At 57.8% G+C, this 15,087-nt stretch carries 11 protein-coding genes and 2 pseudogenes; 4 read left to right on the top strand and 9 right to left on the bottom strand.

Annotation, left to right across the window (positions count from 1 at the left end; genetic code table 11):
• Positions 1-65 precede the first annotated feature (65 nt).
• The 8 genes from ACVWY3_RS24250 to ACVWY3_RS24285 all read right to left on the bottom strand — a co-directional run bounded on the left by ACVWY3_RS24250 (position 66) and on the right by ACVWY3_RS24285 (position 9,092).
• Positions 66-611, bottom strand: a complete 546-nt coding sequence (locus ACVWY3_RS24250) for a HipA N-terminal domain-containing protein (protein ID WP_456840711.1) — start codon at positions 609-611, stop codon at positions 66-68.
• On the bottom strand, positions 611-898 hold the full coding sequence (locus ACVWY3_RS24255) for a type II toxin-antitoxin system Y4mF family antitoxin (protein ID WP_265440735.1): 288 nt from the start codon (positions 896-898) through the stop codon (positions 611-613). The genes ACVWY3_RS24250 and ACVWY3_RS24255 overlap by 1 nt, the downstream gene beginning before the upstream one ends.
• Before the next feature lie 1,041 nt (positions 899-1,939).
• Positions 1,940-2,431: an Lrp/AsnC family transcriptional regulator gene (locus tag ACVWY3_RS24260; RefSeq protein ID WP_456843445.1), complete on the bottom strand. Its 492-nt coding sequence runs from the start codon at positions 2,429-2,431 to the stop codon at positions 1,940-1,942.
• A 769-nt stretch (positions 2,432-3,200) separates the two neighbouring features.
• The gene (locus ACVWY3_RS24265; RefSeq protein WP_456840712.1) at positions 3,201-4,352 is read right to left on the bottom strand and encodes a hypothetical protein; all 1,152 of its coding nucleotides are present in this window, start codon (positions 4,350-4,352) and stop codon (positions 3,201-3,203) included.
• Between the two features lie 62 nt (positions 4,353-4,414).
• Positions 4,415-5,761: an MFS transporter gene (locus tag ACVWY3_RS24270; protein WP_456840713.1), complete on the bottom strand. Its 1,347-nt coding sequence runs from the start codon at positions 5,759-5,761 to the stop codon at positions 4,415-4,417.
• Between the two features lie 118 nt (positions 5,762-5,879).
• Positions 5,880-6,665: an enoyl-CoA hydratase-related protein gene (locus tag ACVWY3_RS24275; RefSeq protein WP_456840714.1), complete on the bottom strand. Its 786-nt coding sequence runs from the start codon at positions 6,663-6,665 to the stop codon at positions 5,880-5,882.
• 51 nt (positions 6,666-6,716) lie between these two features.
• Complete coding sequence (locus ACVWY3_RS24280; RefSeq protein ID WP_456840715.1) at positions 6,717-7,481, bottom strand: enoyl-CoA hydratase/isomerase family protein; 765 nt, start codon at positions 7,479-7,481, stop codon at positions 6,717-6,719.
• A 12-nt stretch (positions 7,482-7,493) separates the two neighbouring features.
• Positions 7,494-9,092, bottom strand: a complete 1,599-nt coding sequence (locus ACVWY3_RS24285; protein WP_456840716.1) for an acyl CoA:acetate/3-ketoacid CoA transferase — start codon at positions 9,090-9,092, stop codon at positions 7,494-7,496.
• A gap of 289 nt (positions 9,093-9,381) precedes the next feature.
• Here ACVWY3_RS24285 and ACVWY3_RS24290 point away from each other — a divergent pair, with 289 nt between their 5' ends.
• From ACVWY3_RS24290 to ACVWY3_RS24305, 4 genes and pseudogenes are all read left to right on the top strand, one after another.
• Positions 9,382-10,434, top strand: coding sequence for a LacI family DNA-binding transcriptional regulator (locus tag ACVWY3_RS24290; protein ID WP_456840717.1), 1,053 nt, complete (start codon positions 9,382-9,384; stop codon positions 10,432-10,434).
• Between the two features lie 258 nt (positions 10,435-10,692).
• Positions 10,693-11,622: a dihydrodipicolinate synthase family protein gene (locus ACVWY3_RS24295; protein ID WP_456840718.1), complete on the top strand. Its 930-nt coding sequence runs from the start codon at positions 10,693-10,695 to the stop codon at positions 11,620-11,622.
• Between the two features lie 150 nt (positions 11,623-11,772).
• Positions 11,773-13,108 (top strand): annotated as a pseudogene (locus tag ACVWY3_RS24300) (aldehyde dehydrogenase family protein).
• 80 nt (positions 13,109-13,188) lie between these two features.
• Positions 13,189-13,328, top strand: a pseudogene (locus tag ACVWY3_RS24305) (LacI family DNA-binding transcriptional regulator); the annotation flags it as partial.
• A gap of 1,073 nt (positions 13,329-14,401) precedes the next feature.
• On the opposite strand, the gene ACVWY3_RS24310 reads toward ACVWY3_RS24305, so the two are convergent.
• Positions 14,402-14,806, bottom strand: a complete 405-nt coding sequence (locus ACVWY3_RS24310; protein WP_456840719.1) for an FkbM family methyltransferase — start codon at positions 14,804-14,806, stop codon at positions 14,402-14,404.
• Positions 14,807-15,087: the final 281 nt, after the last annotated feature.

Genomic DNA, 15,087 nt, shown 5'->3' on the forward strand with positions numbered 1-15,087 from the left:
CCGGCGACCCGGGTGTGCACGATTAGGCTCAGCGCGATACACGCCGCGTCGCGCAGCGCGCACCTTCACCCGATCCATATCGCCATGCGGCCGGACGGAATGCCCCATTTGCTGTCTTTGAGGACAAGAGCAGTTTTAGGCTGGGCGCCTGCAAGACTGAATTGACCCGTATCGCGGGGCAGACGCCAGGCAGCATGATCCTCCCGTAAGGTTTGAAGCCGGTTGGCTATTTCCGGCTCGTCAAGCCATTCGATCTTGTCATCTCGGCCCGTTATCAGAGCCTCCAGCCGATCGGGCGTGACGAACTGAACGGCGCCTGCGCAATCCTCACCGACGTTCGAGATGAGAGCAAACACGTTGCGCGCTGATACCTGAAATTTCTTGGCCCAACACTCGAGCACCTGCTCATTGTCGGGAAGCAGCCCCCACAGGAAGGCCTGAATGGCGGCTGGACCATGCTCCTCAGCGGCAAGCGGCATCGAAAGCGAGAGAGGATAGGCTCCCTCAGGGTTGCGCCATGCATTGTCATAGACAAAGGTCAGGCGGCCGCGTGCGTCACTTCGGACACGACCGACTTCGTTGCCATCCAAGAGTGCAATGAGCTCAGCCATTAAGGCTTGCCTTTTTTGGCTTTCGCCACGATGGCGTCCAGATCGACGGCGGTTTTCGGGGCGCTGCGGCCCGCGGAGGGATTGCTGTCTGCATCGAGCTTAATGCCGAGAGCATCGAGGACGCGGAGGATTAGCCCGAGTTCTGCGCGCGGATGTCCATGCTCTACTTCAATGAGCCATTGGCGACTGACACCAACCTGCTTGGCCAGCGTCGACTGATCGAGCTTGAGGCGTTTGCGCCGGTCGCGGATGACGGCGCCAAGATCGGCTGCGGTACGTGTAAGCATGGGAAATCCAAATGTCGGCGTTCGCTTACATAATCAGATGTCGCCATTCGCTGACAACCAAAAATGTCGCCGTTAGTCGACATCGCCAAATGTCGTCGATCGACGACATTCTTGACTCCAGATACCCAACATTTTCAAGGGCCTACAGCAGGTTTAACCCCGCATTAACCACGCCCGCTCCGCTGCAGCCAATTCCTCGCTGTCATCATGACGCAGAAATAGGTGTCTGTCGGATGTCCAGGGTCATCGCGATGGTCGAATGAGCAAGGCGCTCCTGAACCACCTTCGGCGGCAATTCGAGCTCGCCGTCTGGTGATCCCGGCGGCAATCTGCGCCGGCCACAGGCCCCGTTTGACGATGTAGTCGCGGCCGATGATTTCTACATCCACCATCGGGCTCGGAAATACCAGCCCGAGCTCGGTCTTGGCACTGGAGCTTCCATGCACGCAGCGCATTCAGCACGATCGGCGGCGTCGCGGTCCGTTCAGGGTCATCGGGGCCCTAAGCCGTTCTTCCTGACCTACGCGAGCAATGTAGAGCCGAACATGAAGCAGGCGAAGAGCAGCAGGACGAAGAGCGTTCCGAACGTCCCTTCGAGGGATCGTGACATCAGCATTTCAATGCGTCCCCTTTCGTCTACCATGCCCCATCGACTTCATGCCGTGGACCAGTCCGGCCAAGATGTCTGGATTGCTTGCCGTCTGGCTCGACGTCCGCGAGTACGCTATCGACTCCAGGGAGTTTTCCTTGCGCCGCCAGCACGTCTGATGACGTGATGGCGCCGATCTGAAGATGACCGATCTGCGGCCGGACTAGGTCGATAATCCAAGTCGGCTTGTCTAAGGTAGTCGCGCTCTTTGACCTCTCGCGCTGCTTGGCCAGATCGGCGACCGAAACGCCGGCCTCATGCTCCTTTAAGATTCCGATAATCTGCCCTCACTATGCTTCATGCTCTGGTCCTCGTCTGGGCCAGAGCGAACTGCAAGCTGGATTAACCGGTGGGGCAAGGTCACCAGCGGAATTGCCGGATTGAGACACCCGTCACCGATTGCTTAGTCTATTGCAGGGAGGCGTCTCAACTGGAACAGCAAAGCCCGCTTTTACCCGATCCAGTACGACCATCGTCTTGAAGCCTTTGATGTCCGGGTTCTTATGGAAGAAGCGTCTAGTGAAGTCCTCATAATCCTCCATGCTGCGTGCGGTAACGTATAAGATAAAGACAGCATCGCCAGTAACGTAGAAGCCGTTGACGACTTCAGCTGATGATTTGATGGCCTTCTTAAGCCTATCAATTATATCCGAACGCTCCCGCTCCAGTGTAACCAACACAACCATTTGGATTGGTCTTCCAACTGCCTTCGGCGAAACGATTGAGACATCGGACTCGATGATGCCTTCCGAACGGAGCCTCTTTAGTCGTCGTTGGCATGCCGTGGCCGAAAGCCCCGCCAGTTCACCGATTACCTCGGACGTTAGGCGGTTGTTTTTTTGCACTATCTCGAGGATACGCGCGTCTACCCGATCGTATCGCATAATCCACTCCCGCCTTGAGGTGAAATTCACCGCCGGATTCCATGCTCCCGGCGCAGGAAATCGTTCCACAGCAGTGCCGCTGTCGGGCCAGGAACCGCTCGGACACAAAGGCAGCACATTTACGCACCTCGATTGCACGGCAGAGGAGAGAGCGGGCAACGCCGCCTTGTCTGTGCGAAAACAGTCCAACTTCGCCGGAGGACTAAGCTTCTGTTTGGAGTCTCTGCAAAGAACTCAACGCACTGGTGCAGAACGTTGAATATCTGCCGACGTCGGTGAAGTAGGACGATGAGCCAGAGCCCCCCGCAAAGGGAAAGTCGTCGGGGCGGGCGACAGTGAATTACAGTACGTTGCCGTCTCACCGTCGTAGAGCACTATCAATCTCACACCGCCCTTTGTTAGCCCTCTGCAACGCGCGAAGCCCACTTCTGGTACGCCTCTCGGCGCGCTTTGAACCGGTCGACGCATTTCTTGGAGCAAAGGGACGTCCGCCAGCAATAGTAGCGGATCAGCCCGAACTTTCCGCCGCACATCGCGCAGCACTTTGCTGAACCGTGGTGAGAACCATCGAAGCTGTTGCGCATTCGGCGCCTCTTGTCGCATAGGCTGGAGCCTCCATTTCTTCGCGTGGCGCGTGCAATCAAATCCGCTGTTCGAATTTCTGATGGGGTCCGATCGGATAAAGCGATGTTAGGCGTCCCCCGGAATCGCCGTTTTGCAGAGGCGAACCAGCGAACGGAACTTCATTACCACAGGTGCAAACACAGGATCAGATCCGCCCCATGGTCACGAGACCAGTGAGGATCGCAAGAGCTTCAAATAGGAAGTAACTGCCAAATATCAGTTCTGCGTCGTGCGCGGTGTCGATGTCCCGCGCCGACGCTTTTCGGGTGAAACACCCCCCCGTGAGCATTCCAGGTGGCCGCTCGTCGGAAGGGGCGACGGGCGTCAAATATGCCGAAACCAGTTTGTCGACTGTCCGCTCCGCGAAGTCTCGGTACTTGGCGCCCGCAGTGGCGCCCAGTGCGGACACAAGTCTCAAGGATGCTGCCGCGGCGATAGCGGTGGCGGCGGTATCCCGGCTCGTATTTGGAATTGCTGGATCATCAAAGTCCCAATACGCGACCACATCCGTGGGCACGTGGTCGATCCACCAGTCCAGCACGCGCACCGCATACTCGCGCCACAGCGGCTCCTTTGGACGAACCATTGCCGCATGAGCGGTATAAAGAATCGCCCACCCCTGCGCACGTGCCCAAGTGCTCACATCGCTGTATCCCTTATGCGTGTGTGTCCTGAGCACCTTACCGGTTTGCGGGTCGAGTGTGGATGATTGGATCACCGAATTATCGGATCGCACATGGATCCCCAATACTCTCCGCATGTGGGCATTGGCGATCTCTTCCATGCGCTGTTCCCCCAACTGGTCCGACGCCCAATAAAGCAGACCCGTGGTTTGAAGGGAGTCGATGCTGCTTTCAGCAGTACCAACAGCGTTGGCTTCCTCGGCATCCTGGCCGAGCGGGATCAACCCCAGCTTGGGATCGAACATCTGCTCCAGCGATCTGGCTGCCTTGAGCGCGGCATCTCGTGCCACTTCATCTCCGAAGAGGATGCTTCCAAGCGCCGCACCGTGGTAGAAGCCAAATCCTTTGAAGGCTGTTCGGAGTTGGGCGCGCGGTAGCATTCTGCTCAGGACGGCACGCGCGTCAGAGATCGGGAAGCGCAGTGGATCGGCCAAATGCGCGAGCCAAAGCTGGCCGACGAAGGCGCCCCCGGTCCAATCACCATCGGGCGTGAACGTCCATTTGCCGTCAGTCGTACGAGCCCAGTGCGGCAGGCCCGTTTTGGCAGTCTCCCTCGTTTGCGCAATGCGCGCCAGCATGCGTTCGCGTGCGGACAAGTAGTTGCTTCTCGACATGTTTTCTCCTGGGAAAACGTCGGCTCCAGCCGAGCCCTGGTTGGAAAGCAGAACCGTTAGGTTCAGTCGCCGATGTAGACGAGCCCCCGCCTTTTGGCGGCGTGATAGACGATGACGCTCAGCACCGCGACCACAGAGGCATAAACCGGGAACATCCAAGCCATATTCGCGTGCTGCAACCAGACCAACAAATAGGGTGACGTTCCGCCAAAAAGTGATACTCCAAGCGCATAGCCGACAGCGATGCCCGTTGTGCGCACCGCGCGTGGCATCAGCGTGGTTGCGATGAAATTGTAGAGAGCCATGTTGAAGCCGACGACCGCGCCGCCGACCACCATTACAAAGAAGAATGTGGAAATGCTCTTCTCGGAATAGAGCAACGTCAGGAAGAAGCACGCCACGAGCAAGAGCCGTAGCAGCGTGAACGCGCGCGAAGCTCGAACCTTATCTGCGAAGGCCCCCACAAATGGCGCCGTAACGATCCAGATCACGCCCATCAGCGTCGTGATCCCGTACACCCAGGTGCTATTCTCCCTGAAGACGCCGTTCGCCAGATTAGGCAAACCAGCATTCCACGCGTAATTCGCGATCTGCACCGCCCCGACGACCAGGATGACTGCAAGCAACGAAAGGCGGACGCTCCAGAGGGTCCTCCAGACGCCACCGGTGGTCTCCTGAGTACGCGACAATTCGTCCCGATGCATGACGTCTTTGATCAAGGTCTCTGGCAGCTTGCTGCGCAGATAGATGATTAGCAGGCCGAGCACTCCGCCGACGGCAAAAGGTAACCGCCAAGCCCAATCGTGCATGATCTCCGGCCTCACCGAGGCGCTCACGAGAAAGGCGACCAAACTGGATCCGAAAACACCGAGTTGGATGAACGTGCCGCTGATCAGGCCAAGGTACCGCCCCTCCTGGCCTGGCGGAGCAAGTTCAATCGCAATGGCATTTGCCACTCCGGCCTCAGCGCCGGTAGCTAATCCTTGGATAAGCCGAACGACCAGCAACATGACAGCGGCTGCGACCCCGAGCTCCTTATAACCCGGCAAGACGAAAATGAGCAGCGAGCACAAGGCCATTGCCGTGACCGAGATCATCATTACCCGCTTGTGGCTGATGCGATCGGCGATCGGACCGAGTATCGCAGCTCCTACCGGCCGCGCGAAGAAGCCTGCGCCGTAAACGGCGAGTGCGGCGAGCAGCGATGTTGTCGGATCACTAGATGGAAAGAAAAGCGGCGACAGAAATGAAGCCATCATTCCGTAGACGGTCCAGTCATACCACTCCAAGGCTACACCACCGCCCAAAGCAATGGTCATGCTCTTCGTTGCGACTTGTTTGTGTTGCGGCACTTCCGGAGCCGTGCTTTGCGGGTTGGCTAAAGTGATGCGCTCATCGATGGTGGTCATGTTGTTTCCTCCGCTTGTTGTAATGAAAACGTTTACATTTCCTCGCGACAGGAGCGCCCGTTGGGTTGTCCCATCGGCTACGACTTGCGAGATCATGAGACGATTTGAGTGTCTTCCCTCAACGTCCGGAGAATATTGGCTGCCGCTTTTCCACGAAGGCAGCCATGCTCTCCTTTTGGTCATTGGTGGTGAATGCGTACCGGATAGCGCGTCGCTCAATCGCCAAGCCAGCCGACAGCGGGGTTTCGTAAGCTGCCTGAATCGACTCCTTCGCCAACTGAGCAGCAATCGGCGCGCGCTTCGAGATGACGCGTGCTATTGCGAGCGCGCGTTCGACTAACTCAGACGCCGGGAGCATTTCGGATGCGAGCCCAGCAGCTACCGCCCTTTCCGCGCAGATTGGCTCACCTGTCAGCACCATCTGCATGGCGAGGGATTTGCCAATGCTCCGCGTCAACTGCTGGGTAGCGCCATCTCCAGGCATGATCCCGATCGTGATTTCCGGCTGCGCAAGCACCCTGTCTTCCGCGACCAGGAGGATGTCAGCCAGCATCGCGAGCTGTAGGCCGCCGCCGAGGCAGACGCCTCGAACGGCTGCAATGAGCGGCTTGGGGAAGGCGGCGATGGAATCCCATGTATGCTGCCGTGCGGGATCGCTCAGCGCCTCAAAACCGTGCTGCTGCATCTCCTTGATATCGGCTCCAGCGGAGAAGCTACGCTCGTCACCGGTTAAAACTACGCATCGCACGGCCTCATCCGAGCGAGCAGCACGAAGCGCATCCGCAAGCTGCCCCAAGAGCGCCGCACTTAGAGCATTCCTTTGCTTTGGGCGATTGAGCCGCAGCAGGACTACGCATGGGTCAGGTCGCTCGACGACGATCAGAGGGGGAACGGCTTGATCCATATCATTCCTCGAAGTCGAACCCGGTGAAGGGCGCTTTTATGTAAGCGCAGGCTAGACGCCGGCGGCTTTCTTCGGAAGGAAGCGTTGCATATTCGCTTGCGCCGTCTCATGCTGGATGTCCTGAACAAAGTGGCGGTTTGCCAAGTCATCCATGACTTCCGCTCTCGCGGTTACTGAAGTGGAAAAAAACTGTTTCGTGGTCAGCACGGCATGGGGCGGCATTGCCGCCAGGCCCTTGGCATAGCGGAGCGCCGCCTCGCGAGCAGTCTCCGTCGGAGACGACAGAATATCAGCCAGACCCAACCGATATGCCTCTAAGCCGTCGATCGCAGTCGGGCTCCAGCTCAAGGACCGAGCCGCAAACGGGCCGACGCGCCCGGCCAAAGTGTCCAGCCCGAACCCCGGCAGCCAGCCTAAAGACACTTCCGGCAGATGCCAGCGCGCTTCCCGAGCCGTTACAACAACATCGCACGACGCCGCCAACATAAGGCCGCCGCCCAAGGCAAACCCATCAACCGCGCAGACGACAGGTTTTCTGATAAGAGCAAGAGAGCGCACAAATGCACCCAGCCGGCGATTCAGGTCAAAAGTGTCGTTCAGATTGCCCGCCGAAAAATCCTTCAGGTCTGCGCCGGCTGAGAAACCGGGACCGTTTCCCGCGATCAGGATGACGTTCACAGCGGTGTCGCCGGCTGACTTGTCCACCGACTCAAGCAGATCCTTCAGCATCTCTTCGCCGAGAGCGTTGCGTCGCTCTGGCCTATTCATCGCCAGGACCTGGACTTTGTCTTCGCATTCGACCGAGACGAACCTCACGTCAGCTGCTCCTTACGCCCGCCCCGCGTTTTCATGAAACTGCGCAGCCAAATTCATTGGCTCATTCTTGAATATCCTTGGATCCATCAGCTTCAAGTTGGGCGAGACGATTACGTCGAATTCAATGTTCGCCAGCACGTGCTTTTCGACAGAGATGCCAGGTGCGACTTCGGTCAACATGATCCCGTTGGGCGTGAGTTTGAACACGGCACGTTCAGTGATGAAAACGACCTCTTGCTGGCGCTCCTTTGCAAAAGCGCCACTGAAGGTGATTTGGTAGACGTCCTTCACCCACTTTTTGACCGTCCCCTCATTAACGAGGACGAGAGTCCCGCGGTCCGGGATCGCATTCAATCCCGATGCCGTGAGGGTGCCGGAGAAAACGACTTTTCGAGCACCCTGGCTGATGTTGATGAAGCCGCCAGGCCCTATGATCTTGTCGCCGAAGCGGCTCACGTTGACGTTGCCGTGTCGATCGACTTCAGCAGAAGACAAGAATGCGATGTCCAACCCGCCTCCGTCGTAAAAATCGAACTGATCCGGCTGCGGCGCAATCATGTCGTAGTTCGTTCCGGCGCCGGCGTCCTGTCCGGGGGCAGGAATGCCGCCAATGACGCCCTGCTCAGCTGTCAATGTGACTGAGCGGTATATCCCCTCTTCTGCCGCCACAACGGCAATTCCGTTGGAGATGCCATAGCCGATGTTGACGGTAGCTCCCGGGGTCAGCTCAAGGGCCGCGCGTCGCGCGATCACCTTTCTCACATCGAACGGCAGCGACGCGATCTTCCCATCCGGCACGCGCATTTTTCCGGCATATGCTGGGCTATACTCCGTCGCATAGGTCTGTCGCTGATTGGGATCAACCACAAGATAGTCGACCAAAACGCCAGGTATTCTCACTTCTCGCTGGTTTAGCGTATTGGATGCAGCGACCCGCTTGACCTGGACAATGACTATTCCGCCAGAGCGGCGCGCGGCAGCGGCAATCGACATGCTTTCGCCGACATATGCCTCATCTTCGAGCGAGATATTTCCCTTCTCGTCCGCGATACTGCCTCGCAGGATCGCGACCTGGATTGGGAAGGTCTTGTAGAGCAGGTGCTCGTCGCCCTCGATGTCGACAACAGCAACCATATCCTCTTTGCTGCACTCGCTCTGCTTGCAGCCGCCAATACGAGGGTCGGCGAAAGTTCGGAGGCCCACTTTCGTGATCACCCCGGGGCGCCCCGCGGCGTTTTCGCGGGTGAGCTGCGCCAAGACCCCCTGAGGGAGGGTGTAAGCTTCAATTTCATTATCCAGCGCACGGCGCCCAAGCGCCGGACAATTGTTCAAGCCGCTCGCTACCACTCGACGCACCAGGCCTGGGGCTGCCAGCTTGTTGAATCCTGTCGTAGCCCAATCGCCGATAGCTACCGTCCCCACCAGCTTCAAGTTCTTGGGGGACCCCTCTTCGGAATGAACATCACGAAGCGCGTCGATTATTAGCTCAGGGATCGCAACTCCGGCCGAGCCACCGAAATAGACGCAATCGCCATCGGAGATCAGCGCAACGGCTTGCCGAGCCGTAATGATGGGCACTTCGCCGGTTCGCTTATTCTTTTTCGATTGCATGCGCTCTCCACTGGCCGAATGCTGGCTCGATACTCTTGACCACAGCCGACCCGCCTTGCGGCTCGGTGCCCGCACCGTGCGCAGCTTCGGCTGATGCTGATGAAAAGGTTTACATTCACGCAACTGCTTCCGCAAGAGAAAAGATCATCATGGGCAAAAAAGTTTCGTAATCTGCCCATTCTGGCGTCATTACCGGTAGATTGAGCAATTGCGGCGGCACACGGGTTATGATAACGATTTCAGATTGTTCATAGCCTTCCAGGCTAACTCGCGGGAAAGAAGCAGGCTCATGGCGCTAGAGAAAACGGCCCGGATTGAGCAAGGCAGGCAATCACCCACGGTCGTGGAGGTAGCGAAACGGGCCGGATGCTCTATCGCCACAGTTTCGCGTGTGTTGAATCGGCCCGAAACCGTCGCGATCGACCTGAGAGAACGCATTCTCCGGATCGTCGATGAACTCGGCTACGTTCCCAACGGATCTGCGCGCGCGCTACGATCTTCGCGTTCTCGCCTGATTGGCTTGATAGTTCCGACACTGGACGCCGCGATCTTCACTCGAATGCTTGAAGGCCTGGAGAGTCGGCTAGCGCCGGCCGGCGCTTCGCTGGTCTACTCTGCAACGGGCTACGATCTGGACCGGGAAACACGCGTCGTGCGCAACCTTATCGAAAAGGGCGTTGACGGCATTGTTCTTGTGGGTTCTTGCCATAGGAAGGAAACACTCAAACTGCTGCGCGAGCACAAGGTAAGATATGCTGTAACCTACGCCCTCTCGGACGACGTTTCGATTGCCAGCATGGGTTTCGACAACCGGAGTGGCGGGGCTTTGGCGGCAAACTACCTTGCAGACCTCGGACATAGGCACCTTGCAGTCATCGCTGGGGTAACGCGCGATAACGACCGTGCATCTGGTCGCCTTGAGGGCTTCCTCGCCATGGCTGAGCGTCGAGGAATAAGCCGCTCCAGCATCGTCGTTGTGGAATCCCCCTACGAGTTCAGTCGAGGCCGAGCAGCTGCTAAAATCATTTTGAGCCAATATAAAAATGTCACAGCAATGTTCTGCGGGAGCGATGTACTTGCTGTCGGAGCAATGCGCGCATGCAAGGATGCTGGATTGAGCGTGCCTCAAGACATATCGATGATAGGCTTCGATAATCTCGATATCGCCGAGTATCTCACTCCAGGTCTGACGACAGTTGATGTCCCGGCTCGCCTGATGGGCGAACAGGCTGCCAACTATTTTTTGGCAGATCAACATTCCCTGGACATCCACGCAAGGGTAGAGCTTGAGACGCGTTTGATCGTGCGAGACTCAACTGCACCCGCGAAGGACCGCCAATAATACATGGCAGTTCGCAATGTTGTCAGGTTCGTCTCTCCTTTTTGGTCGCAACGCAAGTGTCAGCCAACCTTACAGGACGAACGACAGCGGTTAGCCGCGCGTCCCGAGCCAACAATCCGGGTTCGCAAGGTACTTGGCGGCGGAGGTCAGGGTGGATCCTCGGCACATCATCACGGCGAGCAACATTCGCGATCCCGACTAATCCCCACACCGTTGCACTTCCTAAGCTCCTCATTCCTCGCAAAGAGATCCTAGCGCATGCAAGTCCCGAAAAGCCGTCCCTATCGTGGTCTGTTTCCCGTCGCGCCGACACCATTCACGGAGTCTGGAGATCTCGATCTCGAGGGACAACGCCGCGTTTTGGATTGCATGATCGATCAGAAGGTCGACGGAATTTGTATACTTGCCAACTATTCCGAGCAGTTCCTGTTATCAGACGAGGAGCGCAGATTGCTGGTTGACCTCTGTCTGTCACACGTCGCAGGCCGCAAGCCGGTCATGGTGACTTGCAGCCATTTCAGCACTCGGATTGCGGCGGAACGCGCACGCTATGCCGCCGAACGAGGCGCAACCCTCCTGATGCTGATGCCGCCCTATCACGGTGCAGGTCTCAAGGCGGACGAAGAGCATATGATCGAGCATTTCGCTCGTGTCGCCGACGCGGCGGAAACTCCGATCATGGTTCAGGACGCCCCGCTCAGCGGCGTAACGCTGTCGGTGCCCTTTCTCGTTCGGCTCGCACAGGAGGTGCCGCTTGTTAATTATTTCAAGATCGAAGTCCCGTTTGCCGCAGCGAAGCTGCGCAATCTGATCGAGGCGGGCAATGCTGCCATAGCCGGTCCGTTTGACGGAGAGGAAGCCATCACCATGATAGCAGATCTGCGAGCTGGAGCGACGGGGACGATGTCGAGCGCGTTATGTCCGGATTTGTTGCGGCCCGTTTTCGATCATCATATGGCGGGTCGCAGCACGGAAGCGGCCGCTGCCTATGCAAAGGTGCTGCCCTTGATTAATTACGAGAACCGTCAATGTGGCCTACGTGCAGCCAAGACCGTGATGAGAGAGGGCAACGTCATCAGATCTGACGCGGTGCGGCATCCGCTGGAGCAAATTCATCCCCACACGAAAGCCGACCTGATTGAGCTGGCGCGCGAGGTCAACCCGTTGGCCCTCCGCTGGGGCCACTGAATGGTTCTGCCTGAAGTGGTTTACTTGACGAGCTGACGTGCGAGGCCGAAAGCTCATGCACCTCCAACATTCAATCAAGTCCAGAGCTTATCGATGACAAATAACTATATTGCTGGCGAATAGCTTGCGGCTTCGGAGGCCAGCCCAAACATCAACCCGTCCAATACCAATGATGTCGTGGGCGAGTATGCCCACGCCTCGGTTGCAGAGACTGAGCGCGCGATTGCCGCGGCTCACCACGCATTTCCGACCTGGTCGCGTTCCGGCATCCGGCGGCATGACATTCTCAAGTTCGCGCGAGGAGGGCAAGACCTTTGCAGAAGGGATCGGCGAGGTCGCGCGTGCGGGGCAAATCTTTCAATTTTTCGCTGGCGAGTGTCTCCGCATGACGGGCGAGAGCTTGCCATCAGTACGGCCCTTAGTCGGTGTGGAGATCACCCGCGAGCCGCTCGGCGTCATCGGGCTCATCGCGCCCTGGAACTTCCCGATTGCGATTCCAGCCTGGAAGATCGCACCAGCACTCGCCTTACGGCAACACCGTTGTGTTCAAGCCTGCCGAGCTCGTCCCGGGTTCGCCTCATGCGCTCGCCAAGATCATCGTCCGCGCCGGAGTGCCGGCAGGTGTATTCAACCTAGTGATGGGCCGAGGCTCGGTGGTTGGCGAGGCGATGCTAAACAGCTCGAAAGTTTCTGCCATTTCCTTTACAGGCTCAGTGCCGACAGGGCGCAAGATCGCCCGGACGTGCATACCACTGAGGCGATGAAGAAGCTTCAACTCGAGATGGGTGCAAAAAAGCCATGGTCGTCCTTGATGATGCCGATCTGACGCTGGCAGTGGAGTGCGCCGTGAACAGCGCCTTCTTCTCCACCGTCAGCGCTGCACGTCCTCGTCGCGGCTTATTGTGACAGATGGCATTCACGATCGATTTGTAGCCGCCATGCAGGAGCGGATGCAGGGGCTTGTCATTGATGATGCTTTGAAAGCAGGGACGCATATCGGCCCGGTCGTCGACCAGAGCCAACTCGACCAGGACCTGAAGTACATCGGCATAGGCCAGGCGGAAGGCGCAAAGCTGGTTGCCGGGGGCGAGCTCCTGAAGCGGGAGTTGCCCGGATTCTATCTCGCGCCCGCACTGCTCACCAGCGTGAGCAATGAGACGCGTGTCGCGCGCGAGGAGATGTTCGGGCCACTTGCTAACGTGATCCGGGCGAAAGACCACGACGAGGCGCTTGAACTGCTCAACGACACCCCGTTCGGCCTGTCTTCGGGGATCTGCACCAGCAGTCTAAAATACGCCAGTCACTTCAAGCGCAATGCAGAGGCCGGCATGGTGATCGTGAATCTGCCGACGGCCGGCGTGGACTACCACGTGCCGTTCGGGGGCCGCAGAGGCTCCAGCCATGTCCGCGCGAGCAGGGCCGCTACGCACAAGAGTTTTATAGGACGGTGAAGACGTCCTACCCTTTCGACGGCAATGTTCCTTGAATGTACAGGCTAAATCGAGGGTGTAAGTAGCCACAGTCGCTCGTCCTTGTTGATCAAAGTCACGCCGGAGGAGCACGCCTTTGAGTGGTCCGACCATCAGAGACATCGCGCGTGAGGCGAATGTCGGAACCGCAACCGTGGAGCGAGTTCTCAATGACAGCGGTGGCGTTAGGACCGAACTCCCGAAAGAGTCATCAGGGCCGCAAAGAAGCTAAAATATGGCGATCGGCGATTGAGGCCCCCTGTCCCGGAGCCTGGCATTTGAAGAATTGACGATCGGACATTACGAGGCGAATTCCCGGATGCAAGATACGCGGACCAACGCTTGAGCCCTCGTCGCGGGCTTCATCTGTATCTCACTTTTTTTACATGCTCATCTTCCCTGCCGTAGCCGCCATCGAACTGATTTGGCAGCCTTGCCGAGACTCGACAGGGAAGTGGGGTGGGGCAATGCCGCGGAGGGCGGTTCCATGCCGTTTGCTAAAAGCTGTCGATGCTCGGTCGCCGCCGCCTGTGAATGTTGAACACACGCTTGGAAGTAAGCTGTTCGAGAGCATAACAGCGGCACGCGACGGACCATCCGAGGTCAGATCTCTTCGATGCCGCCTTGCGCTTCGTGGGTGATAGGGAAGCATTGGCCGCTCCCCCTCCCCGGTGAGAGCGGCGGTCGGGATCCAAACCTCCCTCTCGGCCGGCAATCTCTCGCCTACCCTTCCTCAATACAAGCACCATCTCCTCCCACGTCGACACTCATGTCGGCAAACGGAGAAAGGGGCCATCTGATCTCCGACCTCGGCAATTCGGCCATTGACATCGCTGGCGCAGCAGAACCACGTCCAAGGTCAGCCCGCCCTTCCCAAGAACCATTCGCGGTAACTGCCCGCAATCCCGTTCATTGGGACAAGCCGACGCACGAACACCTTTGCTTTAAAGCACGGCCGCCCCGGGAAATTTGGTGTCTGCTCATCAGCAAGATGAGAGCTAATCCATGCTCGGTGCCTCGCACAATGTGGCGCTTGGGGAGCCAGTCCTGGCTGACGCCGGCTCGAGTGGCCTCCTGGCTTGGGAGGTGCGACTGGCGCAACCTGTTTCCGACATTACCCTTAGCGACGAAGAGTTCGTGCAACTCTGTCGTCGTCTGGAATGGTCCGGTACTCCGGTTCATCCCTCCCACTCCTCGAGCTGTGCAGCTCATCATGCGGGCCGGTTAATGCGCCGAGGAGATCGTGCGCCTGCATCAATCAGTGGGATTCGCCGGAGAGAACTAGCACCGGGCTACCTTTAGTGGCTGCATCAGTTCAATCTCTCGAAGATGACGTTTAGATCGGTGACGGCAGCAAGACGGTACGCTCTGCTCTCCATCAGATCTATGATGCGAGCCGTGTTGCCACCGAGAAAATGCTCACTTGGCTCGCACTGGATTATGGCAGGCTTGATGCGCTCGTGGTCAATGGCCTGGACGAGATCGTAATCTAATCCTTCGCAATCGATCGACAAGAAATCGATCTTGTTTGCATACGGCGTCAATAGCTCGTTGATGGCTATAGCGCTCACCTCGATATGCTCTCGCACACCTCCTAGGCCGTCGAAGTCTCCGAAGCTCTTGATATGCGCTTCATTCAAAGAAGACAACTCATGAGCGTTTCCGATGAAGAGGGTGGCAGACGCTCGTGAAGTTGGCAGGACAACGGACGGCACGGACGCACTATCCGGATCAGCGCTCCCAATTCAGGATTGGGTTCGACTAGAACACCTTGCGCTCCTCTTTGATACATAAGATACGTATTCGAGGTGGAGATGGGGTGATTAGCGCCGATCTCGACATAGAACACGCTCTCCCAAGATCTTTGGCTCTTGGAGAGTCTTGCAGCCAACATTCCTTCTAAAATAACGTCTTCTCCGGCTTGTGCGTAGCTAACTGGGGCGAAGTGCTTGATCCGAGAGTTGGGAAGATTGAGCCTTTCGACTTCCCGGTTTAT

Source organism: Bradyrhizobium sp. USDA 4486 (assembly GCF_054057995.1).